The sequence below is a fragment of the Escherichia sp. WS1451 genome, assembly GCF_046487365.1.
GTDB classification, from domain to species: Bacteria; Pseudomonadota; Gammaproteobacteria; order Enterobacterales; family Enterobacteriaceae; genus Escherichia; species Escherichia coli.
This window is the reverse complement of sequence record NZ_JBJQJP010000008.1, coordinates 163,836-190,162: the sequence shown is the minus strand read 5'-3', so window position 1 is coordinate 190,162 and position 26,327 is coordinate 163,836. Positions and strand designations below refer to the sequence as shown.

At 52.7% G+C, this 26,327-nt stretch carries 20 protein-coding genes; 15 read left to right on the top strand and 5 right to left on the bottom strand.

Going from position 1 to position 26,327, the window contains the following annotated elements:
• The first annotated feature begins 52 nt into the window (after positions 1-52).
• The gene (shoB, locus tag ACJHX7_RS12895) at positions 53-133 is read left to right on the top strand and encodes a type I toxin-antitoxin system toxin ShoB (RefSeq protein ID WP_000128776.1); all 81 of its coding nucleotides are present in this window, start codon (positions 53-55) and stop codon (positions 131-133) included.
• Positions 134-326: 193 nt separating this feature from the next.
• Here shoB and yfhL read toward each other — a convergent pair whose 3' ends face one another.
• The gene (gene yfhL, locus ACJHX7_RS12890) at positions 327-587 is read right to left on the bottom strand and encodes a 4Fe-4S dicluster ferredoxin YfhL (RefSeq protein WP_001196285.1); all 261 of its coding nucleotides are present in this window, start codon (positions 585-587) and stop codon (positions 327-329) included.
• A gap of 55 nt (positions 588-642) precedes the next feature.
• A complete protein-coding gene (locus ACJHX7_RS12885) occupies positions 643-1,491 on the bottom strand; it encodes a MurR/RpiR family transcriptional regulator (protein ID WP_001296301.1) in 849 nt (282 codons plus the stop codon).
• A gap of 208 nt (positions 1,492-1,699) precedes the next feature.
• On the opposite strand from ACJHX7_RS12885, the gene yfhb reads away from it, so the two are divergent.
• A complete protein-coding gene (gene yfhb / locus ACJHX7_RS12880) occupies positions 1,700-2,335 on the top strand; it encodes a phosphatidylglycerophosphatase C (RefSeq protein WP_094029953.1) in 636 nt (211 codons plus the stop codon).
• A 57-nt stretch (positions 2,336-2,392) separates the two neighbouring features.
• On the top strand, positions 2,393-2,896 hold the full coding sequence (gene tadA, locus ACJHX7_RS12875; protein WP_001301544.1) for a tRNA adenosine(34) deaminase TadA: 504 nt from the start codon (positions 2,393-2,395) through the stop codon (positions 2,894-2,896).
• On the opposite strand, the gene mltF is transcribed toward tadA, so the two are convergent.
• Complete coding sequence (mltF, locus tag ACJHX7_RS12870) at positions 2,893-4,449, bottom strand: membrane-bound lytic murein transglycosylase MltF (protein WP_000734193.1); 1,557 nt, start codon at positions 4,447-4,449, stop codon at positions 2,893-2,895. The two genes, tadA and mltF, sit on opposite strands and share 4 nt — an antisense overlap.
• A 257-nt stretch (positions 4,450-4,706) precedes the next feature.
• On the opposite strand from mltF, the gene purL reads away from it, so the two are divergent.
• From purL to glnB, 5 genes are all read left to right on the top strand, one after another.
• Positions 4,707-8,594 (top strand): phosphoribosylformylglycinamidine synthase, encoded by a 3,888-nt coding sequence (gene purL / locus ACJHX7_RS12865; RefSeq protein WP_097465916.1) that lies wholly within the window; start codon positions 4,707-4,709, stop codon positions 8,592-8,594.
• Between the two features lie 558 nt (positions 8,595-9,152).
• The gene (gene qseE / locus ACJHX7_RS12860) at positions 9,153-10,580 is read left to right on the top strand and encodes a two component system sensor histidine kinase QseE/GlrK (protein WP_001297612.1); all 1,428 of its coding nucleotides are present in this window, start codon (positions 9,153-9,155) and stop codon (positions 10,578-10,580) included.
• 164 nt (positions 10,581-10,744) lie between these two features.
• Positions 10,745-11,458, top strand: a complete 714-nt coding sequence (gene qseG, locus ACJHX7_RS12855) for a two-component system QseEF-associated lipoprotein QseG (RefSeq protein ID WP_094029955.1) — start codon at positions 10,745-10,747, stop codon at positions 11,456-11,458.
• Positions 11,448-12,782 carry a two-component system response regulator GlrR gene (gene glrR / locus ACJHX7_RS12850; RefSeq protein WP_001298983.1) on the top strand — a complete coding sequence of 445 codons (1,335 nt, stop codon included), beginning with the start codon at positions 11,448-11,450 and terminating at the stop codon, positions 12,780-12,782. The genes qseG and glrR overlap by 11 nt, the downstream gene beginning before the upstream one ends.
• Positions 12,783-12,842: 60 nt before the next feature.
• Positions 12,843-13,181 (top strand): nitrogen regulatory protein P-II, encoded by a 339-nt coding sequence (glnB, locus tag ACJHX7_RS12845; protein ID WP_000717694.1) that lies wholly within the window; start codon positions 12,843-12,845, stop codon positions 13,179-13,181.
• 44 nt (positions 13,182-13,225) lie between these two features.
• Here glnB and hmpA read toward each other — a convergent pair whose 3' ends face one another.
• Positions 13,226-14,416: an NO-inducible flavohemoprotein gene (hmpA, locus tag ACJHX7_RS12840; RefSeq protein WP_000883103.1), complete on the bottom strand. Its 1,191-nt coding sequence runs from the start codon at positions 14,414-14,416 to the stop codon at positions 13,226-13,228.
• Positions 14,417-14,743: 327 nt separating this feature from the next.
• On the opposite strand from hmpA, the gene glyA reads away from it, so the two are divergent.
• Positions 14,744-15,997 (top strand): serine hydroxymethyltransferase, encoded by a 1,254-nt coding sequence (gene glyA, locus ACJHX7_RS12835; protein ID WP_000919159.1) that lies wholly within the window; start codon positions 14,744-14,746, stop codon positions 15,995-15,997.
• 63 nt (positions 15,998-16,060) lie between these two features.
• Here glyA and ACJHX7_RS12830 read toward each other — a convergent pair whose 3' ends face one another.
• Positions 16,061-17,254, bottom strand: a complete 1,194-nt coding sequence (locus ACJHX7_RS12830) for an ROK family protein (RefSeq protein ID WP_022645990.1) — start codon at positions 17,252-17,254, stop codon at positions 16,061-16,063.
• A gap of 117 nt (positions 17,255-17,371) precedes the next feature.
• Between ACJHX7_RS12830 and ACJHX7_RS12825 the strand changes: the two genes are divergently transcribed.
• The 6 genes from ACJHX7_RS12825 (at position 17,372) to ACJHX7_RS12800 (ending at position 26,301) form a co-directional block, all read left to right on the top strand.
• Positions 17,372-20,653, top strand: a complete 3,282-nt coding sequence (locus tag ACJHX7_RS12825) for a DUF5107 domain-containing protein (RefSeq protein ID WP_094029956.1) — start codon at positions 17,372-17,374, stop codon at positions 20,651-20,653.
• 96 nt (positions 20,654-20,749) lie between these two features.
• Positions 20,750-21,733 (top strand): substrate-binding domain-containing protein, encoded by a 984-nt coding sequence (locus tag ACJHX7_RS12820; RefSeq protein WP_089582918.1) that lies wholly within the window; start codon positions 20,750-20,752, stop codon positions 21,731-21,733.
• A gap of 22 nt (positions 21,734-21,755) precedes the next feature.
• Positions 21,756-23,267 (top strand): sugar ABC transporter ATP-binding protein, encoded by a 1,512-nt coding sequence (locus tag ACJHX7_RS12815; RefSeq protein WP_089582919.1) that lies wholly within the window; start codon positions 21,756-21,758, stop codon positions 23,265-23,267.
• A gap of 24 nt (positions 23,268-23,291) precedes the next feature.
• On the top strand, positions 23,292-24,290 hold the full coding sequence (locus ACJHX7_RS12810; RefSeq protein ID WP_001276657.1) for an ABC transporter permease: 999 nt from the start codon (positions 23,292-23,294) through the stop codon (positions 24,288-24,290).
• A 32-nt stretch (positions 24,291-24,322) separates the two neighbouring features.
• Positions 24,323-25,417 carry a zinc-dependent alcohol dehydrogenase family protein gene (locus ACJHX7_RS12805; protein WP_172837107.1) on the top strand — a complete coding sequence of 365 codons (1,095 nt, stop codon included), beginning with the start codon at positions 24,323-24,325 and terminating at the stop codon, positions 25,415-25,417.
• Positions 25,418-25,428: 11 nt separating this feature from the next.
• Complete coding sequence (locus tag ACJHX7_RS12800) at positions 25,429-26,301, top strand: aldose 1-epimerase (RefSeq protein WP_094029957.1); 873 nt, start codon at positions 25,429-25,431, stop codon at positions 26,299-26,301.
• The last annotated feature ends 26 nt before the right edge of the window (positions 26,302-26,327 follow it).

Genomic DNA, 26,327 nt, shown 5'->3' with positions numbered 1-26,327 from the left:
GGTGATTAAGGGCTAATCTGAACGGCTGCATTCCTTGTTTAAGGAAAAACGAATGACTGATTGCCGATACCTGATTAAACGGGTTATCAAAATCATCATTGCTGTTTTACAGCTGATCCTTCTGTTTTTATAACACAAGGAAACGTACTTAAGGTGCGTCCGGTGAACCAATCGGACGCGCCTTTAATAACTATAAATAAGTGTCTGGGCAGATACTATATAAATTTACTTAGTGAATGATTATGCTAATTTCATCATTTAAATAAATATAATAGCGTTAAGGTTTCTCTATAAGATAATTAACACTCTACTTCCAGAGCAGAATATTAAATTTTATCCGCGTGGTGCATCAGCACAAATTTATCCCACAACTGTTCTTCCGTCTCGACATGTTGCGGATCTTTCACAATAGTATTGGGGATCGGGCACACCTTCTGGCAGGTGGGTGTCTCGTAGTGCCCTACGCATTCGGTACACTTATCGCTGTTAATCTCGTAGATATGATCGCCCATTGAAATCGCCTCATTCGGGCATTCGGGTTCACACATATCACAATTGATGCATTTTTTAGTGATTAACAGCGCCATAAGGAAACTCTCAAAACAACACAAACCGGGCGGGCATTATACGCGCATTCTTTACTCAGACCAGTTTTTTCACCAGCGCTTCGCTATGACGAATACGTTCTGGTGCCAGTTCCAGATCCTGCTGAATCAGCGCAATGAACAGCAAATCCGTTAACATTCCCTGCGCGTGACAAGCAGAGATTGAAGCACTGTTTGTCGCTTGTTCTTCGGCAATGGTATACAGGCAATGAGAAGCACGCTGTTGCAGGGCATTGGGAGTAAAGCCGGTAATCGCCAGCACTTTTCCGCCCACTCGCAGCATCTCATCTGCCGCCAGGTTTAACTCGCGCCGTACACCGGTGTAGGAAATGGCTAATAACAGATCGTCAGGGGACGACGCCTGTACTGTAGCGAGTAGCGCATGCATATCGCGCACTGCGGCAGCATTGAAGCCAATCTTCATCAGCTTCCAGGCAAAGTTTTGCGCCACCAGACCCGAAGCGCCAATACCGGTCAGAATTATACGCCGCGCAGAGCGCAACATTGCCACGCATTCATGCAGTTTCTCTTCACTATTAACGTTTAACGTTGCGTACATAGCGGCAGTATTTTCTTTAATCAGTTTTTCGCCGACCAGCCGTAACGGATCATCACCGCGGATTTGGTTATGAATGGGCACGGAGGGAGATTCCGGCTGGCTTGCCAGCGCTTCACTCAACGCCAACTTTAGTGCCGGAAAACCTTTATAGCCGAGTTTTTGCGCGAACTTCACGACGCTGGACTGACTGACTCCGGCTTCGTTGGCCAGTTGCTGAGAGCTTAAATGGCGCGCCGTATCAGGTTGTAGCAGCAGATAATCCGCCAGTTTTTTATCACTCTGGGCAAGCCCCTGGTAACGTTGACGGATACGAAGTAAGCCGTTCATATCTTTCCTCGCGATGAAATAATGGCGACAACAGGCAATATGAGACACACGCGAGTGAATTTTATATTCCATTGCCGCTAATTGCCATGAATTAAAAATTCCAGTTAGCCATGATGCGGTCGATTGTTGCCGGAAAAGTGATGATCTATCTGTTAGGCTATGTAGTAGCGAAAATTAATCAGGATGTTTCAGTCCAGAGGAGTATGGTTTGGCAACTCACGAGCGTCGTGTGGTGTTTTTTGACTTAGATGGAACATTGCATCAGCAGGATATGTTCGGTAGTTTTTTACGTTATTTACTGCGTCGCCAACCGCTGAATGCGTTACTTGTTCTGCCGTTGTTGCCGATCATAGCCATTGCGTTATTGATAAAAGGTCGTGCGGCACGCTGGCCGATGAGTCTGCTTCTGTGGGGATGCACTTTTGGTCACAATGAAGCGCGTTTGCAGGTGTTGCAGGCCGATTTCGTACGCTGGTTTCGTGACAATGTTACCGCCTTTCCGCTGGTTCAGGAGCGATTAACCACCTACCTGTTAAGTTCCGATGCTGATATCTGGTTGATTACCGGCTCTCCGCAGCCGCTGGTTGAAGCGGTTTATTTCGATACGCCCTGGCTGCCGCGGGTTAATCTTATCGCCAGTCAGATTCAGCGTGGCTATGGTGGTTGGGTATTGACGATGCGTTGTCTGGGACATGAAAAGGTCGCGCAACTGGAGCGCAAAATCGGCACGCCACTGCGGTTGTACAGTGGCTATAGCGACAGTAATCAGGACAACCCGCTGCTTTATTTCTGTCAGCATCGTTGGCGAGTAACCCCGCGCGGTGAACTCCAGCAACTGGAATAGAGTAAAGCATAGCGTCCGTGTATAATGCGCCGCGCTTTTATAACCGGAGTTTTCTTTTTGTCTGAAGTCGAATTTAGCCACGAATACTGGATGCGTCATGCAATGACGCTGGCGAAGCGTGCCTGGGATGAGCGGGAAGTACCGGTCGGCGCGGTATTAGTGCATAACAATCGTGTTATTGGCGAAGGCTGGAACCGTCCGATTGGTCGACATGATCCCACCGCACATGCAGAAATCATGGCCCTACGGCAGGGCGGTCTGGTGATGCAAAATTATCGTCTGATCGACGCCACGTTGTATGTCACGCTTGAACCCTGTGTAATGTGTGCCGGAGCGATGATCCACAGTCGCATTGGTCGCGTGGTCTTTGGTGCGCGTGACGCGAAAACTGGCGCTGCGGGATCTTTAATGGATGTGCTACATCATCCGGGTATGAATCACCGGGTGGAAATTACGGAAGGAATACTGGCGGATGAGTGCGCGGCGTTGCTCAGTGACTTCTTTCGCATGCGCCGCCAGGAAATTAAAGCGCAGAAAAAAGCGCAATCCTCGACAGATTAATTTTGTTTCTCTTCACTCCCTTTTCTGGAAAATAGCAGAGAGGGAGAGTGGGTCAAATAGTTTGATGACGACTGGGAAAGAAACGAGAGAAAAGGAAATTTCTCTTTGCCCAACTCCGTAGGCGATACCGCCGGATAATCCTGCGCCAGTTGCATCGCCGCTTCTGTAGCCTGCTTCTCTTTCTCTTGCAGATAACCCACCAGGCTAATCTGATACTTACGAATATTTTCGACATAAGCGTAGGCTTCATGCCCACGAGCGTAGCCGTAAGTCAGCTTGCTGTAATAGGGTTTCTGGCTAAGTAAAGGCAGACGCTGTTTTACGTCAGCCCAACTGTCAGGATTCCCTTTGGTTTTTGCCGTCAGAGCGCGGGCATCCAGCATATGCGCATAGCCCATATTGTACGCGGCGAGGGCAAACCAAATCCGTTCGTTCTCCGGCACACTTTCCGGCACTTTACTCATCATATCCTGCAAATAACGCACGCCGCCGCTGATGCTCTGTTCGGCATCGGTACGATCCGTAATGCCGAGGCTTTGCGCGGTATTTTTGGTTAGCATCATCATGCCGCGCACACCCGTCGGTGAAGTGGCCTGCGCATCCCAGTGCGATTCCTGATAAGCAATAGCGGCCAGCAAACGCCAGTCAATTTCTTCGGCGTATTTCTCAAACAGGGGCTTTAACTGCGGCAGTACCGCATCGACGGCGCGTAAAAATGTGCGCGTATCGACGTAATCAAAATCATCGCCATGCCCCAGGTATTTCTCTTCAATGCGTGCCAGCGTACCGTCTTCATTCATCTCATTGAAGAAATCGAGCAGAGCGGCGGAAAGGGTATTATCGCCATCTAACGGGCTAAACCAGGTCACTGGTTGTTCATCGGTGATATCGAGCGCTACGGCGAGTTCCGGGTGAACGCGCTGAAACAGGCTGATGGCGACAGAATCAGCAATGGTGTAATCGAGTTTTCCTTCGATGACATCTTCCATTAATTCCGCAGAGCCTTTTTTGTCGTCTACCTTCCAGCTTAATTCCGGGAATTTTGTGTCTTTCAGGGTCTGGAGATCGTTAACCACCACGTGACCCGGTGCAACGGTGAGTTGCTCTGCCGTCAGGTTGCCCAGCGTACGTGGGCGATACTGACCCACTTTATAAACCAGTTGTTGTGACACGGAATAATAGGTAGGACCAGGCTGATAATTTTTTACCCGCTCACTGTTATAGACCAGTCCTGCCGCCAGCAGGTCGGCGTTACCATTATCGAGGTCGTCAAACAGCTGGCTGATATTCTGCCGCACGGTCACTTTCAGTTTTACACCGAGGTAATCGGCAAACTGTTTCGCCAGTTCGTAATCCAGGCCAAAAGGTTTCCCGTTGATTTCGTTATACGTCAGGGGAGTATGAATGGTGCTCACACGCAACTCTCCCCGCGCTTGAATGGCGGCGATACGGTTGTCGGCTTTACCAAACCAGGGAATGGATGGCCAGAGAGCGACCGCGAGCAGCAGTGCCAGAATGCCGATGAACAGATAATTAATCTTTAATTTTTTCAATTAGTTAATTCTCTGTGTCGTGCGCGTCCCAGCTTGAAAAAACGTAATAATAGTGAAAGGTTTACTCATAAATGAGCGGCATTTTGCGTAAACCTGCGCCAGTTGGCAACTTATTACAGCCATTGGCGGCACGCGTTGCTAATTCACGATGGTGATTTTATTTCCACGCAAACGGTTTCGTCAGCGCATCAGATTCTTTATAATGACGCCCGTTTCCCCCCCTTGGGTACACCGAAAGCTTAGAAGACGAGAGACTTATGATGGAAATTCTGCGTGGTTCGCCTGCATTGTCGGCATTCCGAATCAACAAACTGCTGGCACGTTTTCAGGCTGCCAGGCTCCCGGTTCACACTATTTACGCCGAGTATGTCCATTTTGCTGACCTCAATGCGCCGTTAAACGATGATGAGCACGCACAACTTGAACGCCTTCTGAAATATGGCCCGGCACTCGCCAGCCACGCCCCGCAAGGCAAACTCCTGCTGGTGACCCCGCGTCCTGGCACCATCTCTCCCTGGTCTTCGAAAGCGACCGATATTGCCCATAACTGCGGGCTGCAACAGGTTAACCGCCTTGAGCGCGGCGTGGCTTACTATATAGAAGCCGGTACGCTGACCAATGAACAATGGCAGCAGGTGACCGCTGAACTGCACGACCGCATGATGGAAACGGTCTTTTTTGCTTTAGATGATGCAGAGCAGTTGTTTGCTCATCATCAGCCAACCCCGGTCACCAGCATTGATTTGCTGGGGCAGGGCCGTCAGGCGCTAATCGACGCTAACCTGCGTCTTGGTCTGGCGCTGGCGGAAGATGAGATTGACTATCTGCAGGATGCGTTCACAAAGCTTGGTCGTAACCCGAACGACATCGAGCTGTATATGTTCGCGCAGGCGAACTCCGAGCACTGCCGTCACAAAATTTTTAACGCCGACTGGATTATCGACGGTGAACAGCAGCCGAAATCGCTGTTCAAGATGATCAAAAACACCTTCGAAACCACGCCAGACCACGTTCTCTCTGCTTATAAAGATAACGCCGCCGTAATGGAAGGTTCTGAAGTGGGTCGCTACTTTGCCGACCACGAAACGGGCCGCTACGATTTCCATCAGGAACCGGCGCATATTCTGATGAAAGTTGAAACCCACAACCACCCGACGGCGATTTCTCCGTGGCCGGGCGCGGCGACCGGTTCCGGCGGTGAAATCCGCGATGAAGGTGCCACCGGGCGTGGCGCAAAGCCGAAAGCCGGTCTGGTCGGTTTCTCCGTATCCAACTTGCGTATTCCGGGCTTTGAACAGCCGTGGGAAGAAGATTTCGGTAAGCCTGAGCGCATTGTCACCGCGCTGGACATCATGACCGAAGGCCCGCTGGGCGGCGCGGCGTTTAACAACGAATTTGGTCGCCCGGCACTGAACGGCTACTTCCGTACTTATGAAGAAAAAGTGAACAGCCACAATGGCGAAGAGCTGCGCGGTTATCACAAACCGATCATGCTGGCGGGTGGGATCGGCAACATTCGTGCCGATCACGTACAAAAAGGCGAGATCAACGTTGGTGCGAAGCTGGTCGTTCTCGGCGGCCCGGCAATGAACATCGGTCTTGGCGGCGGCGCGGCGTCTTCCATGGCGTCTGGTCAGTCTGATGCCGACCTCGACTTCGCTTCCGTACAGCGCGACAACCCGGAGATGGAGCGTCGCTGCCAGGAAGTGATCGACCGTTGCTGGCAGCTTGGTGATGCCAACCCAATCCTGTTTATCCACGACGTTGGCGCAGGCGGTCTTTCTAACGCCATGCCGGAACTGGTGAGCGACGGCGGGCGCGGCGGTAAATTCGAACTGCGCGATATCCTGAGCGACGAACCGGGCATGAGCCCGCTGGAAATCTGGTGTAACGAATCCCAGGAACGTTACGTGCTGGCGGTTGCTGCCGATCAGTTACCGCTGTTTGACGAACTGTGTAAGCGTGAGCGCGCGCCATACGCGGTGATTGGTGAAGCGACCGAAGAACTGCATCTTTCTTTGCACGATCGTCATTTTGAAAATCAGCCGATCGATCTGCCGCTGGACGTACTGCTTGGTAAAACGCCGAAGATGACCCGCGAAGTACAAACGCTGAAAGCGAAGGGTGATGCGCTGGTTCGTGAAGGGATTACCATTGCTGACGCGGTGAAACGCGTGCTGCACCTGCCGACCGTGGCGGAGAAAACTTTCCTGGTGACCATTGGTGACCGCAGCGTAACCGGCATGGTAGCGCGCGATCAGATGGTGGGTCCGTGGCAGGTGCCGGTCGCTAACTGCGCGGTCACTACCGCCAGCCTCGATAGCTACTACGGCGAAGCGATGGCGATTGGCGAGCGTGCGCCGGTTGCGCTGCTGGATTTCGCCGCCTCTGCCCGTCTGGCGGTCGGTGAAGCGTTAACCAATATTGCCGCAACACAGATTGGCGATATCAAACGCATTAAACTTTCCGCCAACTGGATGGCGGCGGCAGGCCACCCTGGTGAAGATGCGGGCCTGTATGAAGCCGTTAAAGCTGTGGGCGAAGAACTTTGTCCGGCGCTGGGCCTGACGATCCCGGTGGGTAAAGACTCTATGTCGATGAAAACCCGCTGGCAGGAAGGTAACGAAGAGCGCGAAATGACGTCGCCGCTGTCGCTGGTGATTTCCGCATTTGCCCGCGTGGAAGATGTACGTCACACCATTACGCCGCAGCTTTCTACCGAAGATAACGCACTGTTGCTGATTGATTTGGGCAAAGGCAATAACGCGCTGGGCGCAACGGCGCTGGCGCAGGTTTATCGTCAGCTTGGCGACAAACCGGCAGATGTACGCGACGTCGCGCAACTGAAAGGTTTCTATGACGCGATTCAGGCACTGGTTGCACAGCGTAAACTGCTCGCGTACCACGACCGCTCTGACGGTGGCCTGCTGGTGACGCTGGCGGAAATGGCGTTTGCCGGTCATTGCGGGATTGACGCGGATATCGCCTCTCTGGGCGACGATCGCCTGGCTGCGTTGTTTAACGAAGAACTGGGGGCGGTGATTCAGGTGCGCGCTGCTGACCGTGAAGCGGTCGAAGCGGTACTGGCACAGCATGGGCTTGCGGATTGCGTCCATTATGTAGGGCAGGCGGTTTCCGGTGACCGTTTTGTGATTACCGCCAACGGGCAGACTGTATTCAGCGAAAGCCGCACTACGTTGCGTGTCTGGTGGGCAGAAACTACCTGGCAGATGCAGCGCCTGCGTGACAACCCGGAGTGTGCCGATCAGGAACATCAGGCGAAATCTAACGACGCCGATCCGGGCCTGAATGTGAAACTGTCGTTTGATATCAACGAAGATGTGGCAGCACCGTATATTGCCACCGGTGCGCGTCCGAAAGTTGCCGTGCTGCGTGAGCAGGGTGTGAACTCGCATGTTGAAATGGCGGCAGCTTTCCACCGTGCAGGCTTCGATGCAATCGATGTGCATATGAGCGACCTGCTGGCTGGACGCACGGGACTGGAGGATTTCCACGCCCTGGTCGCGTGCGGTGGTTTCTCCTACGGTGATGTACTGGGTGCCGGTGAAGGTTGGGCGAAGTCTATCCTGTTCAATGACCGTGTACGCGATGAGTTTGCAACCTTCTTCCACCGTCCGCAAACGCTGGCGCTGGGGGTATGTAACGGTTGCCAGATGATGTCTAATCTGCGTGAACTGATCCCTGGTAGCGAGTTGTGGCCACGTTTTGTGCGTAACACCTCCGATCGCTTTGAAGCGCGTTTCAGTCTGGTAGAAGTAACCCAAAGCCCGTCGCTGCTGTTGCAGGGGATGGTGGGCTCGCAGATGCCGATTGCTGTCTCTCACGGTGAAGGGCGCGTGGAAGTGCGTGATGCGGCGCATCTGGCGGCACTGGAAAGCAAAGGGCTGGTGGCACTGCGCTATGTCGATAACTTCGGCAAAGTCACTGAAACCTACCCGGCTAACCCGAACGGTTCTCCGAATGGTATTACGGCGGTCACGACTGAAAGTGGTCGAGTCACTATTATGATGCCGCACCCGGAACGTGTTTTCCGTACTGTCAGCAACTCCTGGCATCCGGAAAACTGGGGCGAGGATGGCCCATGGATGCGCATTTTCCGCAATGCACGTAAGCAGTTGGGGTAAGCCGTCAAACTCATTGGTTTTGCAGCCCGGATGAGGCATTAAGCACCAACCACTATTATAAGCTCCCAACTTCGGGAGCTTTTTTGTGTCTGTAAATCACGACAATGGGTGGTTTACCGTGTCGCTTTCTGGCGACACTTAACTGATTGATTTTAATATTATCTAATAAGTTTATCTTAAGTTGTCTCTTTTTAGCGACACAGTGGCTGATTTACATTCAAATAGCGAAGAAGCCATAAATCCCTCAAAGCAGCGTATAATCAGTACGTTACCAAACTATTTTCTTTATTGGCACAGTTACTGCATAATAGTAACCAGTGGCTCATTCACCGACTTATGTCAGCCCCTTCGGGACGTGCTACATAAAATTCGAATGACGCACAACAAGGTGCCTGCCGTCCAACTTCTGATATCAGCTTAGCTATATCAACCCTCGGGCGAAACGTCGAGTTAGGCACCGCCTTATTCCATAACAAAGCCGGGTCATTCCCGGCTTTGTTGTATCTGAACTTCCCCTCGGTTAGCATCAGGCTATTCGCGTCTGACGAGAGTAACACCTTGAAACGCTGGCCCGTTTTTCCCCGCTCATTACGACAACTGGTAATGCTGGCATTTTTGCTAATTCTGCTGCCCCTGTTGGTGCTGGCATGGCAAGCCTGGCAAAGCCTGAATGCACTTAGCGATCAGGCGGCGCTGGTTAACCGCACTACGCTTATTGATGCCCGGCGCAGTGAAGCGATGACCAACGCGGCACTGGAGATGGAGCGCAGCTACCGTCAGTACTGCGTGCTGGACGACCCTACGCTTGCGAAGGTTTATCAAAGCCAGCGCAAGCGTTACAGCGAAATGCTCGATGCCCACGCAGGCGTGCTGCCGGACGATAAACTCTACCAGGCATTACGTCAGGATTTGAATAATCTGGCTCAACTTCAGTGTAACAACAGCGGTCCCGATGCTGCTGCCGCCGCGCGTCTGGAAGCCTTTGCCAGTGCCAATACCGAAATGGTGCAGGCCACGCGCACAGTGGTGTTCTCTCGTGGGCAGCAACTTCAGCGTGAAATCGCCGAACGTGGGCAATATTTTGGTTGGCAATCGCTGGTGCTATTTCTGGTGAGTCTGGTGATGGTACTGCTTTTCACGAGGATGATTATCGGTCCGGTGAAAAATATCGAGCGCATGATCAACCGGCTGGGGGAAGGGCGTTCTCTGGGCAATAGCGTTTCGTTCAGTGGACCGAGCGAGTTACGCTCGGTTGGGCAACGTATTCTTTGGTTAAGTGAGCGCCTGTCATGGCTGGAATCCCAACGCCATCAATTTTTAAGACATTTATCTCATGAATTAAAAACGCCACTGGCGAGTATGCGCGAGGGCACTGAATTACTGGCTGACCAGGTTGTCGGGCCGCTTACGCCAGAGCAAAAAGAGGTGGTGAGCATTCTTGATAGCAGCAGCCGCAATTTGCAAAAACTGATCGAACAACTGCTTGATTACAACCGTAAACAGGCGGACAGTGCGGTGGAACTGGAGAATGTTGAATTAGCACCGCTGGTGGAGACAGTAGTTTCTGCTCATAGCCTGCCCGCACGGGCTAAAATGATGCATACCGACGTCGATCTCAAAGCAACAGCTTGCCTGGCGGAGCCAATGCTGCTGATGAGCGTACTGGATAATCTTTACTCCAATGCGGTGCACTACGGGGCTGAATCCGGTAACATTTGCCTTCGCAGCAGTTTACATGGTGCGCGGGTTTATATTGATGTCATCAATACAGGCACGCCCATTCCGCAAGAGGAACGCGCCATGATCTTCGAACCCTTTTTTCAGGGAAGCCACCAGCGAAAAGGGGCGGTGAAGGGCAGCGGTCTGGGATTAAGCATTGCTAGGGATTGTATTCGCCGTATGCAAGGGGAACTGTATCTGGTCGACGAGAGCGGGCAAGATGTTTGTTTCCGCATTGAATTACCGTCGTCGAAAAACACGAAATAATGCTAACAGCCCATCCCATCAGGCTATTTTATTTGTCAGTTCGGCCCCGGGCAGTGCTCGAAATCCTCACGTACGACGTGTACGCTCCGGTTTCTCCGCGCTGTCCATGTCCAAACTGCCTGCAACAATTACGCCCACTGGGATAGGCATTAAGTCTGGTGAATATGCGACACATTTTTCAACGATTATTGCCCCGACGGCTGTGGCTGGCAGGGCTGCCATGTCTGGCATTGCTGGGTTGCGTGCAGAGTCACAATAAGCCAGCCATTGATACGCCAGCAGAAGAAAAAATTCCGGTTTATCAACTGGCTGACTATCTTTCTACTGAATGTAGCGACATCTGGGCGCTGCAAGGTAAATCAACCGAAACCAATCCGCTTTACTGGCTGCGGGCGATGGATTGTGCTGATCGTTTAATGCCTGCGCAGTCGCGTCAGCAAGCCCGCCAATATGACGACGGCAGCTGGCAAAATACCTTTAAACAAGGGATTTTGCTCGCCGACGCCAAAATTACGCCGTATGAGCGCCGCCAGCTGGTCGCGCGCATTGATGCGCTAAGTACCGAGATCCCGGCACAGGTTCGCCCTCTGTATCAACTCTGGCGCGACGGTCAGGCGCTGCAACTGCAACTGGCGGAAGAGCGCCAACGCTACGGCAAGCTTCAGCAATCCAGCGACAGCGAGCTGGATACATTGCGCCAGCAACATCACGTTCTACAGCAGCAACTGGAACTCACCACCCGCAAGCTGGAAAACCTGACTGATATTGAACGCCAGCTCTCGACCCGCAAACCGGCTGGAAATTTCTCGCCGGATACGCCGCACGAGAGTGAAAAGCCCGCGCCATCCACCGATGAGGTCACTCCTGATGAGCCATAAACCTGCGCATTTATTATTGGTCGATGACGATCCGGGATTGCTGAAACTGCTTGGCCTGCGTCTGACCAGCGAAGGCTACAGCGTGGTCACAGCGGAAAGTGGCGCTGAAGGATTACGGGTACTGAATCGCGAAAAAGTAGATTTAGTCATCAGCGACCTGCGAATGGATGAAATGGATGGTATGCAGCTGTTTGCTGAAATCCAGAAAGTGCAGCCTGGAATGCCGGTAATTATTCTTACCGCGCATGGTTCTATTCCCGATGCCGTTGCAGCAACACAGCAGGGCGTTTTTAGTTTCCTCACCAAGCCTGTCGATAAAGACGCGCTATATCAGGCAATTGACGATGCGCTGGAACAATCCGCGCCAGCCACCGACGAACGCTGGCGCGAGGCGATTGTCACCCGCAGCCCGCTGATGCTGCGTTTGCTGGAACAGGCGCGGCTGGTGGCGCAATCAGACGTTAGCGTTTTGATTAACGGCCAGAGCGGCACCGGGAAAGAGATTTTCGCCCAGGCTATCCACAACGCGAGCCCGCGCAACAGCAAACCATTTATTGCTATTAACTGTGGCGCATTGCCCGAGCAGTTGCTGGAGTCGGAGCTGTTTGGTCATGCACGTGGCGCGTTTACTGGCGCTGTCAGCAATCGCGAAGGTTTATTCCAGGCGGCGGAAGGCGGTACGCTATTTCTTGATGAGATTGGCGATATGCCTGCACCGTTGCAGGTCAAACTGCTGCGCGTGTTGCAGGAGCGTAAAGTGCGCCCGCTGGGCAGTAACCGCGATATTGATATCGACGTGCGGATTATTTCTGCCACTCACCGCGACCTGCCAAAAGCGATGGCGCGCGGGGAATTCCGCGAAGATCTCTATTACCGCCTCAACGTTGTCAGCCTGAAAATTCCGGCACTGGCGGAGCGCACAGAAGACATTCCGCTACTGGCAAATCACCTGTTGCGCCAGGCGGCAGAGCGACATAAACCGTTTGTCCGCGCGTTCTCCACCGATGCGATGAAACGCCTGATGACCGCTAGCTGGCCGGGTAATGTACGCCAGTTGGTCAACGTGATTGAACAGTGCGTGGCGCTGACCTCATCTCCGGTGATTAGTGATGCATTAGTAGAGCAGGCGCTGGAGGGTGAAAATACGGCGCTGCCAACCTTTGTTGAGGCACGTAATCAGTTTGAACTCAACTATTTGCGTAAGCTGCTGCAAATTACCAAAGGCAACGTCACCCACGCGGCGAGAATGGCGGGGCGCAACCGGACAGAATTTTATAAACTGCTTTCCCGACACGAGCTGGATGCAAACGATTTCAAGGAATGAATTGGCGTTATGTGTTACGTTTAGCAGATCAAAAGACAGGCGACCTTTTCAAGGAATAGCATGAAAAAGATTGATGCGATTATTAAACCCTTCAAGCTGGACGATGTTCGCGAAGCACTGGCTGAAGTCGGCATTACCGGCATGACGGTCACTGAGGTGAAAGGTTTTGGCCGCCAGAAAGGCCATACCGAGCTGTACCGCGGCGCGGAGTATATGGTGGATTTTCTGCCGAAAGTGAAAATTGAGATTGTCGTACCGGACGACATTGTCGATACCTGTGTCGATACCATTATTCGCACGGCGCAAACCGGCAAAATCGGTGACGGTAAAATCTTCGTCTTTGACGTGGCACGGGTCATTCGTATCCGTACCGGTGAAGAAGACGACGCGGCAATTTAAACCGCGTCAAGGGTTGCCGGATGTTTCCATCCGGCAACATCAAATCACAGCACCTTATGCGGACCAAAGCATTCGTAATGAATGTTTTCCTGCTTCACGCCCAGATCCACTAACTGTTTCGCGGCAAACTGCATGAAGCCAACCGGGCCGCAGAGATAGAACTGCATTGTCGGATCGCTGAACGCACCTTCCAGTTTGCTCAAATCCATCAGACCTTCGCTATCAAACTGACCTTTAGCGCGATCGGCTTCGCTTGGCTGACGATACCAGGTGTGCGCGGTAAAGCGCGGCAGTGCTTGCCCCAGTTCCTTAACTTCATCGGCAAAGGCGTGAACATCGCCATTTTCTGCCGCATGGAACCAGTTCACTTGTGCTGTGTGGCCAGCTTTTGCCAGCGTGTCGAGCATTGCCAGCATTGGCGTTTGACCGACACCGGCAGAGATTAACGTCACTGGTGTGTCATCTGCGACAGCCATAAAGAAATCACCTGCTGGAGCAACCAGTTTCACGACATCGCCAACATTGGCGTGATTGTGCAGCCAGTTGGATACCTGCCCGCCATCTTCGCGTTTCACCGCAATACGATAGCCTTTGCCATCCGGTTTGCGAGTCAAAGAGTACTGACGAATTTCCTGATGCGGGAAACCTTCCGGCTTCAGCCAGACGCCGAGATATTGCCCCGGACGGTATTCTGCCACTGCGCCACCGTCGACCGGCTCCAGTTCGAAGCTGGTGATAAGTGCGCTGCGCGGTGTTTTAGCCACAATGCGGAAATCGCGAGTACCTTCCCAGCCACCGGCTTTGCTGGCGTTTTCGTTATAGATTTCCGCCTCGCGATTGATAAATACATTAGCCAGTACGCCATAGGCTTTACCCCACGCGTCCAGCACTTCCTGTCCCGGGCTGAACATTTCGTCCAGCGTCGCCAACAGGTGTTCGCCGACGATGTTGTACTGTTCCGGTTTGATCTGGAAACTGGTGTGCTTCTGCGCGATTTTTTCTACCGCTGGCAGCAGCGCAGGTAGGTTTTCAATATTACTGGCGTAGGCGGCAATAGCGTTAAACAGGGCTTCACGTTGATCGCCATTGCGCTGGTTACTCATGTTAAAAATTTCTTTGAGTTCTGGGTTATGAGTAAACATACGGTCGTAGAAATGGGCGGTTAACTTTGGCCCCGTTTCCACCAGTAAAGGGATGGTGGCTTTTACTGTAGCGATGGTTTGAGCGTCAAGCATATGGTCTTCCTTTTTTTGCATCTTAATTGATGTATCTCAAATGCATCTTATAAAAAATAGCCCTGCAATGTAAATGGTTCTTTGGTGTTTTTCAGAAAGAATGTGATGAAGTGAAAAATTTGCATCACAAACCTGAAAAGAAATCCGTTTCCGGTTGCAAGCTCTTTATTCTCCAAAGCCTTGCGCAGCCTGAAGGTAATCGTTTGCGTAAATTCCTTTGTCAAGACCTGTTATCGCACAATGATTCGGTTATACTGTTCGCCGTTGTCCAACAGGACCGCCTATAAAGGCCAAAAATTTTATTGTTAGCTGAGTCAGGAGATGCGGATGTTAAAGCGTGAAATGAACATTGCCGATTATGATGCCGAACTGTGGCAGGCTATGGAGCAGGAAAAAGTACGTCAGGAAGAGCACATCGAACTGATCGCCTCCGAAAACTACACCAGCCCTCGCGTAATGCAGGCGCAGGGTTCTCAGCTGACCAACAAATATGCTGAAGGTTATCCGGGCAAACGCTACTACGGCGGTTGCGAGTATGTTGATATCGTTGAACAACTGGCGATCGATCGTGCGAAAGAACTGTTCGGCGCTGACTACGCTAACGTCCAGCCGCACTCCGGCTCCCAGGCTAACTTTGCGGTGTACACTGCGTTGCTGGAACCAGGCGATACCGTTCTGGGTATGAACCTGGCGCATGGCGGTCACCTGACTCACGGTTCTCCGGTTAACTTCTCCGGTAAACTGTACAACATCGTTCCTTACGGTATCGATGCTACCGGTCATATCGACTACGCCGATCTGGAAAAACAAGCCAAAGAACACAAACCGAAAATGATTATCGGTGGCTTCTCTGCATATTCCGGCGTGGTGGACTGGGCGAAAATGCGTGAAATCGCTGACAGCATCGGTGCTTACCTGTTCGTTGATATGGCGCACGTTGCGGGCCTGGTTGCTGCTGGCGTCTACCCGAACCCGGTTCCTCATGCTCACGTTGTTACTACCACCACTCACAAAACCCTGGCGGGTCCGCGCGGCGGCCTGATCCTGGCGAAAGGTGGTAGCGAAGAGCTGTACAAAAAACTGAACTCTGCCGTTTTCCCTGGTGGTCAGGGCGGCCCGTTGATGCACGTAATCGCTGGTAAAGCGGTTGCTCTGAAAGAAGCGATGGAGCCTGAGTTCAAAACTTACCAGCAGCAGGTCGCTAAAAACGCTAAAGCGATGGTAGAAGTGTTCCTGGAACGCGGCTACAAAGTGGTTTCCGGCGGCACTGATAACCACCTGTTCCTGGTTGATCTGGTTGATAAAAACCTGACCGGTAAAGAAGCTGACGCCGCTCTGGGCCGTGCTAACATCACCGTCAACAAAAACAGCGTACCGAACGATCCGAAGAGCCCGTTTGTGACCTCCGGTATTCGTGTAGGTACTCCGGCGATTACCCGTCGTGGCTTTAAAGAAGCCGAAGCGAAAGAACTGGCTGGCTGGATGTGTGACGTGCTGGACAGCATCAATGATGAAGCTGTTATCGAGCGCATCAAAGGTAAAGTTCTCGACATCTGCGCACGTTATCCGGTTTACGCATAAGCGAAACGGTTAATCTGTTGAAAAAAGGCTTCCTTCGGGAAGCCTTTCTACGTTATTGCGCCATCAAATCTGCCGTAACTGCGCCTCAACATACAAATAGCCAATTCCCAGCACCTGCTGTGCGCGGCTTAATTGCCCAAAGCCAATTTGCGTCGCTTTCACGCTCGGTCCTTCGTCGCGGTCGAACGGGTTAAATCCCGTCTGGCGAATAATGGTATTAAGCCAGTTCTCACCAAAGGCACAACTGCGACCGTACAACCAAATCTGATTAATATTGAGGATGTTGAGGAAGTTATACAGACTCAAACCAATGGCGTTGGCAGAGCGATCAACCCAACTGGTGATCCACGGTTCTCCACTCTGCCAGGCAGCGATTAACTGCGCGGTAGTCAGTTTTTCAGGATCAAGCTGAGTATTAACCGGTTGTGATTTTAGCCATACCCGCGCCTGTTTTTTTAATGCGCTTAACGAGGCGACGGTTTCCAGGCAGCCGTAACGCCCGCAGTCGCAGACGACGCCATCCGGATTAACGATGGTGTGACCAATTTGCCCGCTACCATACAAACTGCCGCGATAAATTTGCTCGTTAATCACGAACGACGAGCCAATGCCGTAATCAACGTTGATCACGCAGAAATCCCGTTCCTGCGAATTATTTTGCCATTTCTCCGCCAGCGCCAGCATCACGCAGTCATTATCGACCATCACCCGAATGCCGAGCTTCTCTTCCAGCAGATACTTTACCTCAACCGGCGTTGTCCACGGCGCTTGCGGCATGGTTTGCGACACGCCAGTCACCGGATCAACCTGACCGTGGATTGCCAGAGCCAGATTGATGGTGCGGTCCGGCCACAATTTACGGTGGCGATGCCAGCATTTTTCGATTTCGGACAGCAGCGCCTGCGGCGTTGGAGCGTCAATCTGAAAGCGTTCAAATTCGCCTTTCGGACTTAAACAGGCATTAGCGACCTGACACTCAATGCTGGTGGGCGTCACGTTCAGGCACAGCGTCCAGTCTCCTTCCGGCGCAATCAGCCATGTACCGCTACTATGCCCGCGCGTCTGGCTTTCATCGTCGATATTCACCACCCGTTTTTCGCTTTCCAGTTCCTGCAAAATATTACTGACTGCCGGAATCGAAATTTGCGCCAGCCGGGCCAGCGTTGATTTATTGGCGCGCTTTTGCCGGTACAGCAGTTCCAGAATCACGCATTTGTTATGGTGGCGAATCTGTTGATTATTAATGCAGGCTCTCATCTTCACTAAACCTTGTTTAGTTAATTGCGTGATTATTCCGCGAAAACATTGCCAGATTGTTCAATACACTGCCACAAATCTTTTAATTCAGTATGTCTTGTTAATATTGAGGGCACCATGACTCCAGTAAAAGTGTGGCAAGAGCGCGTTGAGATCCCGACCTATGAAACCGGGCCGCAGGATATACATCCCATGTTCCTGGAAAATCGCGTTTATCAGGGATCGTCCGGCGCGGTTTATCCCTACGGCGTGACCGATACGCTGAGCGAGCAGAAAACCCTGAAATCCTGGCAGGCGGTGTGGCTGGAAAATGACTACATCAAAGTGATGATCCTGCCGGAACTGGGCGGTCGGGTGCATCGCGCATGGGATAAAGTGAAACAGCGCGATTTTGTCTATCACAATGAAGTCATTAAACCTGCGCTGGTGGGGCTGCTGGGACCGTGGATCTCCGGCGGGATTGAGTTTAACTGGCCGCAACACCATCGCCCGACCACCTTTATGCCCGTTGATTTCACCCTCGAAGCCCATGAAGACGGCGCACAGACGGTGTGGGTAGGCGAAACGGAGCCGATGCATGGTTTACAGGTGATGACAGGTTTCACCCTGCGCCCTGACCGGGCGGCGCTGGAAATCGCCAGCCGCGTCTATAACGGCAACGCCACGCCGCGTCATTTCTTGTGGTGGGCCAACCCGGCAGTGAAAGGGGGGGAAGGGCATCAGAGCGTCTTCCCGCCGGATGTAACGGCGGTGTTTGATCACGGCAAACGGGCCGTCTCTGCTTTCCCCATCGCCACCGGCACTTACTACAAAGTGGACTACTCCGCTGGAGTGGACATTTCTCGCTATAAAAATGTGCCTGTTCCAACCTCATATATGGCTGAAAAATCACAGTACGATTTTGTTGGCGCGTGGTGTCACGATGAAGATGGCGGTTTGCTGCACGTTGCCAACCACCATATTGCGCCAGGTAAAAAACAGTGGAGTTGGGGACACAGTGAATTTGGCCAGGCGTGGGATAAGAGTCTGACCGACAATAACGGCCCGTATATCGAACTGATGACCGGTATTTTTGCCGATAACCAGCCTGATTTTACCTGGCTTGATGCGTACGAAGAGAAGCGTTTTGAGCAGTATTTCCTGCCTTACCATTCTCTGGGCATGGTGCAAAATGCCTCCCGCGATGCGGTGATAAAACTCCAGCGTAGTGAGCGGGGGATTGAGTGGGGGCTGTATGCCATCTCTCCGTTGAAAGGATACCGTCTGGCGATCCGCGAAATCGGCAAATGCAACGCGTTACTTGATGATGCCGTGGCACTGATGCCAGCGACCGCCATCCAGGGCGTGTTGCACGGTATCAATCCTGACAGACTGACCATTGAGCTCTCCGATGCCGACGGCAATATCATACTGAGTTATCAGGAACATCAGCCGCAAGAGTTGCCGTTGCCGGACGTCGCCAAAGCGCCACTGTCAGCACAAGACATTACCAGTACAGATGAAGCCTGGTTTATCGGTCAGCATCTGGAGCAATATCATCACGCCAGCCGTTCACCGTTCGATTACTACCTGCGCGGCGTTGCGCTGGATCCGCTGGATTATCGCTGTAACCTGGCGCTGGCGATGCTGGAATATAACCGCGCCGATTTCCCGCAAGCGGTGGCGTATGCCACTCAGGCGCTGAAACGCGCACATGCGCTGAACAAAAATCCGCAGTGCGGACAGGCGAGTTTGATTCGCGCCAGCGCTTACGAACGTCAGGGGCAATATCAACAAGCCGAAGAGGATTTCTGGCGGGCGGTCTGGAGCGGCAACAGCAAAGCCGGTGGCTATTATGGTCTGGCACGACTGGCGGCGCGTAATGGTCACTTCGACGCTGGTCTGGATTTTTGCCAACAAAGTCTTCGCGCCTGCCCAACCAATCAGGAAGTGCTTTGCCTGCATAATCTGCTGCTGGTGTTAAGTGGTCGTCAGGACAACGCGCGTTTGCAGCGCGAGAAACTGCTGCGCGATTATCCGCTGAACGCCACTCTGTGGTGGCTGAACTGGTTCGATGGTTGTAGCGAATCTGCCCTCGTACAGTGGCGAGGTCTGTGTCAGGGACGCGACGTTAACGCCCTGATGACCGCCGGGCAACTGATTAACTGGGGCATGCCCGCTCTGGCGGCAGAGATGCTGAACGCACTGGACTGTCAGCGCACGCTACCGCTTTACCTGCAGGCGAGTTTATTGCCGAAAGCCGAACGCGGCGAACTGGTCGCAAAAGCCATTGATGTCTTCCCGCAGTTTGTCCGTTTCCCGAATACGCTGGAAGAAGTGGCGGCGCTGGAGAGTATTGAAGAGTGCTGGTTTGCCCGTCATTTATTGGCCTGCTTCTACTACAACAAGCGTAGCTACGGCAAAGCCATTGCCTTATGGCAACGCTGCGTAGAGATGTCGCCGGAGTTTGCCGACGGCTGGCGCGGGTTAGCGATCCATGCGTGGAATAAGCAACACGATTATGAGCTGGCCGCGCGTTATCTTGATAATGCTTATCAGCTTGCGCCGCAGGATGCACGTCTGCTTTTCGAACGGGATTTGCTGGATAAGTTAAGCGGAGCCACACCGGAGAAACGACTGGCGCGTCTGGAAAATAATCTGGAAATTGCGCTGAAACGCGACGACATGACCGCAGAACTGCTCAATTTGTGGCATCTCACTGGTCAGGCAGACAAAGCGGCGGACATTCTCGCCACGCGCAAATTCCACCCGTGGGAAGGTGGGGAAGGGAAGGTCACCAGCCAGTTTATCCTCAACCAGTTATTACGCGCCTGGCAGCATCTTGATGCCAGAGAGCCGCAGCAGGCCAGCGAACTGCTTCATGCCGCGCTGCATTATCCGGAGAATTTAAGCGAAGGCCGTTTACCGGGGCAAACTGATAACGACATCTGGTTCTGGCAGGCGATATGCGCCAACGCGCAGGGTGATGAAACTGAAGCGATGCGTTGTTTACGTCTGGCGGCGACTGGCGATCGCACCATTAACATTCACAGTTATTACAACGATCAGCCGGTTGATTATCTCTTCTGGCAAGGAATGGCGCTGCGACTGCTGGGTGAACAGCAAACCGCACAGCAACTGTTTAGTGAAATGAAACAGTGGGCGCAAGAGATGGCGAAAACCAGTATTGAGGCGGATTTCTTTGCTGTTTCACAACCTGACCTGTTGTCGCTGTATGGCGATTTACAACAGCAGCATAAAGAAAAATGCCTGATGGTGGCGATGCTGGCGGCCGCGGGACTCGGGGAGGTTGCGCACTATGAATCTGCTCGCGCTGAATTGATGGCGATTAATCCAGCCTGGCCGAAAGCGGCATTATTCACCACCGTGATGCCTTTTATTTTTAGCTACGTTCACTAAACCCTATTAACTGTAATATTTGAGCGGCACGCGCTGCCGCTCACGCTCAAATAATTAAAATAAGCCGTTGTAAATAAAAACCCTACAGGAGGCACTATGCCTAGAAAAATGAGAACAAACCGTAATCTATTATTAATGGCTACGCTATTAGGTAGCGCACTATTTGCCAACGCTGCGGATAAAGAAATGACCATTGGCGCAATATACCTTGATACCCAGGGATATTACGCTGGCGTGCGTCAGGGTGTTCAGGATGCGGCAAAAGATTCTTCAGTACAGGTACAGTTAATTGAAACTAACGCCCAGGGTGATATTTCGAAAGAAAGTACCTTTGTTGATACCCTCGTGGCGCGTAATGTCGATGCCATTATTTTATCGGCAGTGTCTGAAAATGGCAGTAGCCGTACCGTTCGTCGCGCCAGTGAAGCGGGTATTCCGGTGATTTGCTACAACACCTGTATTAATCAAAAAGGCGTCGATAAATATGTCTCGGCGTATCTGGTCGGCGATCCGCTGGAATTTGGTAAAAAACTGGGTAATGCTGCCGCCGATTATTTTATTGCCAACAAAATTGACCAGCCGAAAATTGCCGTCATCAATTGCGAAGCCTTTGAAGTTTGTGTGCAGCGACGTAAAGGGTTTGAAGAAGTATTAAAAGCCCGCGTTCCCGGCGCGCAAATTGTAGCTAATCAGGAAGGGACTGTTTTAGATAAAGCGATTTCCGTTGGTGAAAAACTAATTATCTCCAGGCCGGATCTCAACGCCATTATGGGTGAATCGGGCGGAGCGACACTCGGCGCGGTAAAAGCGGTACGTAATCAAAATCAGGCCGGAAAAATTGCTGTTTTCGGTTCGGATATGACCACTGAAATTGCTCAGGAGCTGGAAAACAATCAGGTGCTGAAAGCGGTAGTGGATATTTCCGGCAAGAAAATGGGCAATGCTGTTTTCGCGCAAACATTGAAGGTTATCAATAAACAAGCCGACGGTGAAAAAGTGATTCAGGTGCCTATCGATCTCTATACCAAAACGGAAGACGGTAAACAGTGGCTGGCAACGCACGTTGATGGTCTGCCCTAATCGCTGATTCGCAGAGGTCCCTATGTTCACGGCAACAGAGGCAGTCCCGGTAGCAAAAGTGGTGGCAGGAAATAAGCGTTATCCCGGCGTCGTTGCGTTGGATAACGTTAACTTCACGCTCAATAAAGGCGAAGTTCGTGCGCTGTTAGGCAAAAACGGCGCTGGCAAATCGACCCTCATTCGAATGCTTACCGGTAGCGAACGTCCGGATAGCGGTGATATCTGGATTGGCGAGACGCGACTGGAAGGTGACGAAGCTACGCTGACTCGCCGTGCCGCTGAACTGGGGGTTCGTGCGGTTTATCAGGAATTAAGTCTGGTGGAAGGGCTGACGGTGGCGGAAAACCTCTGCCTCGGTCAGTGGCCCCGCCGCAACGGCATGATTGATTACCTGCAAATGGCGCAGGATGCCCAACGTTGCTTACAGGCGCTGGGCGTTGACGTTAGCCCTGAACAACTTGTTTCAACGCTAAGCCCGGCGCAAAAGCAACTGGTGGAAATTGCGCGGGTGATGAAGGGCGAGCCGCGCGTGGTCATTCTTGATGAACCCACCAGCTCGCTTGCCAGTGCGGAAGTTGAACTGGTGATCAGCGCGGTGAAAAAGATGTCGGCACTGGGCGTGGCGGTGATTTATGTCAGCCACCGGATGGAAGAAATTCGCCGCATTGCCTCCTGTGCCACCGTTATGCGCGATGGTCAGGTGGCGGGCGATGTGATGCTCGAAAACACCTCTACGCATCATATTGTGTCGCTAATGCTCGGGTGCGATCACGTTGATATTGCGCCGGTTGCCCCTCAGGAAATTATGGATCAGGCCGTGCTGGAAGTCCGTGCGTTACGCCATAAGCCCAAGCTGGAGGATATCAGCTTTACGCTACGTCGTGGCGAAGTGCTCGGCATTGCTGGCCTGCTGGGGGCAGGGCGCAGTGAATTGTTGAAAGCCATAGTTGGGCTGGAGACGTATGAACAGGGCGAAATTGTTATCAACGGCGAGAAAATCACGTGCCCCGATTACGGCGACATGCTGAAACGCGGCATTGGATATACGCCAGAAAACCGCAAAGAAGCGGGGATCATTCCCTGGCTGGGCGTTGACGAAAATACAGTGCTGACCAATCGGCAAAAAATCAGCGCCAACGGTGTGCTGCAATGGTCCACCATCCGCCGCCTGACCGAAGAGGTGATGCAGCGGATGACGGTCAAGGCCGCCAGTAGCGAAACGCCCATCGGCACGCTTTCTGGCGGCAATCAGCAAAAAGTGGTGATCGGTCGTTGGGTCTATGCCGCCAGCCAGATTTTGTTGCTCGACGAGCCAACGCGTGGCGTCGATATCGAAGCCAAACAGCAGATTTACCGTATTGTCCGCGAGCTGGCTGCCGAAGGAAAAAGCGTGGTGTTTATCTCCAGTGAAGTGGAGGAGTTACCGTTGGTGTGCGACCGCATTCTGTTGTTACAGCACGGTACGTTCTCGCAGGAGTTTCACTCTCCGGTCAATGTGGATGAGCTGATGTCCGCCATTCTGTCTGTGCACTGATGAATTTTACCGAGGAACCTGAAGATGTCTGCTTCGTCATTACCATTGCCGCAGGGCAAGAGCGTCTCGCTCAAACAATTTGTCAGTCGCCATATTAATGAGATCGGTTTGCTGGTGGTGATTGCCATTTTGTATCTGGTCTTCTCCCTGAACGCGCCGGGTTTTATCTCATTGAATAACCAGATGAACGTACTGCGTGATGCCGCCACCATTGGGATCGCCGCTTGGGCGATGACGCTGATTATTATCTCCGGGGAAATTGATGTCAGCGTTGGGCCGATGGTGGCTTTTGTCTCGGTGTGCCTGGCATTTTTGCTGCAATTTGACGTTCCGCTGGCGATTGCTTGTCTGCTGGTGTTGCTGTTAGGTGCGCTGATGGGAACGCTCGCCGGGGTGCTGCGCGGCGTGTTTAATGTGCCAAGTTTTGTTGCCACGCTGGGTTTATGGAGCGCCCTGCGCGGAATGGGGCTGTTTATGACGAACGCCTTGCCAGTGCCAATTAACGAAAACGAAGTGCTGGACTGGCTGGGCGGACAATTTCTCGGTGTGCCGGTATCCGCGCTGATCATGATGGTGTTATTTGCGCTGTTTGTGTTCATTAGCCGCAAAACCGCTTTCGGGCGCTCGGTTTTTGCTGTTGGCGGTAATGCCACTGCAGCGCAGTTGTGCGGTATTAACGTTCGTCGGGTACGCATTCTTATTTTTACCCTTTCGGGATTATTAGCGGCGGTGACCGGCATTTTGTTGGCGGCGCGCCTCGGTTCCGGTAACGCAGGTGCCGCAAACGGTCTGGAGTTTGACGTCATCGCCGCGGTCGTGGTCGGCGGTACGGCGCTTTCCGGCGGTCGCGGCTCGTTGTTCGGTACGCTGCTTGGCGTACTGGTGATTACGCTAATCGGTAACGGTCTGGTGCTGCTAGGGATTAACTCCTTTTTCCAGCAGGTGGTGCGCGGCGTCATCATCGTGGTGGCGGTGCTGGCGAATATCTTGCTGACTCAGCGAAGCAGTAAAGCGAAACGCTAAACCTAAACGCCCCTGGCGCGGGTGCGGCAGGGATGAAAATTAATCGTATTGTTAATGAGGGATTTATGAAAACGATGCTGGCAGCTTATTTACCAGGAAATTCGACCGTCGATCTGCGGGAAGTTGCGGTGCCGACGCCGGGGATTAACCAGGTACTGATCAAAATGAAATCCTCCGGGATTTGCGGAAGCGATGTCCACTATATCTACCACCAGCACCGCGCTACGGCGGCGGCACCCGATAAACCGTTATACCAGGGATTTATCAACGGTCATGAACCGTGCGGGCAAATTGTGGCGATGGGGCAAGGCTGCCGCCATTTTAAAGAGGGCGACCGTGTGCTGGTGTATCACATTTCTGGCTGTGGTTTTTGCCCGAACTGCCGTCGTGGTTTTCCTATCTCTTGTACTGGCGAAGGAAAAGCGGCTTACGGCTGGCAGCGTGACGGCGGCCATGCTGAATACCTGCTGGCGGAAGAAAAAGATCTGATCCTCCTGCCGGATGCACTGAGTTACGAAGATGGTGCGTTTATCAGTTGCGGCGTTGGTACAGCGTATGAAGGGATTTTGCGCGGCGAAGTTTCCGGCAGTGATAACGTGCTGGTGGTCGGTCTGGGGCCGGTCGGCATGATGGCGATGATGCTGGCGAAAGGTCGCGGTGCAAAAAGGATCATCGGCGTTGATATGCTGCCGGAACGTCTGGCGATGGCGAAACAGTTAGGGGTGATGGATCACGGCTATTTAGCGACCACCGAAGGTATGCCGCAGATAATCGCCGAACTCACTCACGGCGGCGCGGATGTTGCGCTTGATTGTTCCGGTAATGCCGCAGGTCGCTTACTGACACTGCAATCCACCGCTGACTGGGGACGCGTGGTTTACATTGGTGAAACCGGAAAAGTCGAGTTCGAGGTTAGCGCCGACCTGATGCACCATCAACGGCGGATTATCGGCTCCTGGGTGACCAGTCTGTTCCATATGGAAAAATGCGCCCACGATTTAACGGACTGGAAACTGTGGCCGCGTAATGCCATTACCCATCGCTTCTCACTGGAACAGGCAGGAGATGCCTATGCGCTGATGGCGAGCGGTAAATGCGGGAAAGTTGTGATTAACTTCCCGGATTAAGGAGTCAGCGGATGACCATCTATACCTTATCTCACGGGCCGCTAAAGCTGGACGTTTCTGACCGGGGCGGCGTCATCGAAGGCTTCTGGCGTGACGCGACGCCGCTCTTACGTCCCGGTAAAAAAAGCGGTGTGGCAACCGATGCCTCTTGTTTTCCGCTGGTGCCGTTTGCAAACCGGGTGAGCGGCAATCGTTTTGTCTGGCAGGGGCGTGAGTATCAACTGCAACCGAATGTTGAGTGGGATGCGCACTATCTGCACGGCGACGGCTGGCTGGGGCAGTGGCAATGTGTCTCGCGCAGCGAAGATAGCTTGTGTCTGGTGTATGAACATCGCAGCGGTGTTTATCACTATCGGGTAAGTCAGGCGTTTCATTTAACGGCGGATACGCTGACGGTGACGCTCGCTGTCACCAATCAAGGGGCAGAGACGCTGCCATTTGGTACCGGCTGGCATCCTTATTTTCCGTTGTCGCCGCAAACGCGGATTCAGGCACAGGCGAGCGGTTACTGGCTGGAGCGGGAGCAGTGGCTGGCGGGTGAGTTTTGCGAGCAGCTACCGCAGGAACTGGATTTTAACCAGCTCACGCCGTTGCCGCGCCAGTGGGTAAACAATGGTTTTGCCGGATGGAATGGTAAGGCCCGCATCGAGCAGCCGCAGGAGGGTTATGCCATCATCATGGAAACGACGCCACCTGCACCGTGTTATTTCATCTTTGTTTCCGACCCGGCGTTTGATAAAGGATATGCGTTTGATTTCTTCTGTCTGGAACCGATGAGCCATGCGCCGGATGACCATCATCGCCCGGAAGGTGGTGACCTCATTGCGCTTTCACCAGGGGAATCAACAAATTCAGAGATGTCGTTGCGGGTTGCGTTACTGTAATTTATAAAATGCCGGATAAGGCGTTC

What these genes read in the sequence shown, in the direction of transcription:
- shoB (WP_000128776.1), top strand. Translation starts at nt 53, where the DNA reads ATGACTGATTGCCGATACCTGATTAAACGGGTTATCAAAATCATCATT.
- yfhL (WP_001196285.1), bottom strand. Translation starts at nt 587, where the DNA reads ATGGCGCTGTTAATCACTAAAAAATGCATCAATTGTGATATGTGTGAA.
- ACJHX7_RS12885 (WP_001296301.1), bottom strand. Translation starts at nt 1,491, where the DNA reads ATGAACGGCTTACTTCGTATCCGTCAACGTTACCAGGGGCTTGCCCAG.
- purL (WP_097465916.1), top strand. Translation starts at nt 4,707, where the DNA reads ATGATGGAAATTCTGCGTGGTTCGCCTGCATTGTCGGCATTCCGAATC.
- qseG (WP_094029955.1), top strand. Translation starts at nt 10,745, where the DNA reads ATGCGACACATTTTTCAACGATTATTGCCCCGACGGCTGTGGCTGGCA.
- glrR (WP_001298983.1), top strand. Translation starts at nt 11,448, where the DNA reads ATGAGCCATAAACCTGCGCATTTATTATTGGTCGATGACGATCCGGGA.
- glnB (WP_000717694.1), top strand. Translation starts at nt 12,843, where the DNA reads ATGAAAAAGATTGATGCGATTATTAAACCCTTCAAGCTGGACGATGTT.
- hmpA (WP_000883103.1), bottom strand. Translation starts at nt 14,416, where the DNA reads ATGCTTGACGCTCAAACCATCGCTACAGTAAAAGCCACCATCCCTTTA.
- glyA (WP_000919159.1), top strand. Translation starts at nt 14,744, where the DNA reads ATGTTAAAGCGTGAAATGAACATTGCCGATTATGATGCCGAACTGTGG.
- ACJHX7_RS12830 (WP_022645990.1), bottom strand. Translation starts at nt 17,254, where the DNA reads ATGAGAGCCTGCATTAATAATCAACAGATTCGCCACCATAACAAATGC.
- ACJHX7_RS12825 (WP_094029956.1), top strand. Translation starts at nt 17,372, where the DNA reads ATGACTCCAGTAAAAGTGTGGCAAGAGCGCGTTGAGATCCCGACCTAT.
- ACJHX7_RS12820 (WP_089582918.1), top strand. Translation starts at nt 20,750, where the DNA reads ATGCCTAGAAAAATGAGAACAAACCGTAATCTATTATTAATGGCTACG.
- ACJHX7_RS12815 (WP_089582919.1), top strand. Translation starts at nt 21,756, where the DNA reads ATGTTCACGGCAACAGAGGCAGTCCCGGTAGCAAAAGTGGTGGCAGGA.
- ACJHX7_RS12810 (WP_001276657.1), top strand. Translation starts at nt 23,292, where the DNA reads ATGTCTGCTTCGTCATTACCATTGCCGCAGGGCAAGAGCGTCTCGCTC.
- ACJHX7_RS12805 (WP_172837107.1), top strand. Translation starts at nt 24,323, where the DNA reads ATGAAAATTAATCGTATTGTTAATGAGGGATTTATGAAAACGATGCTG.
- ACJHX7_RS12800 (WP_094029957.1), top strand. Translation starts at nt 25,429, where the DNA reads ATGACCATCTATACCTTATCTCACGGGCCGCTAAAGCTGGACGTTTCT.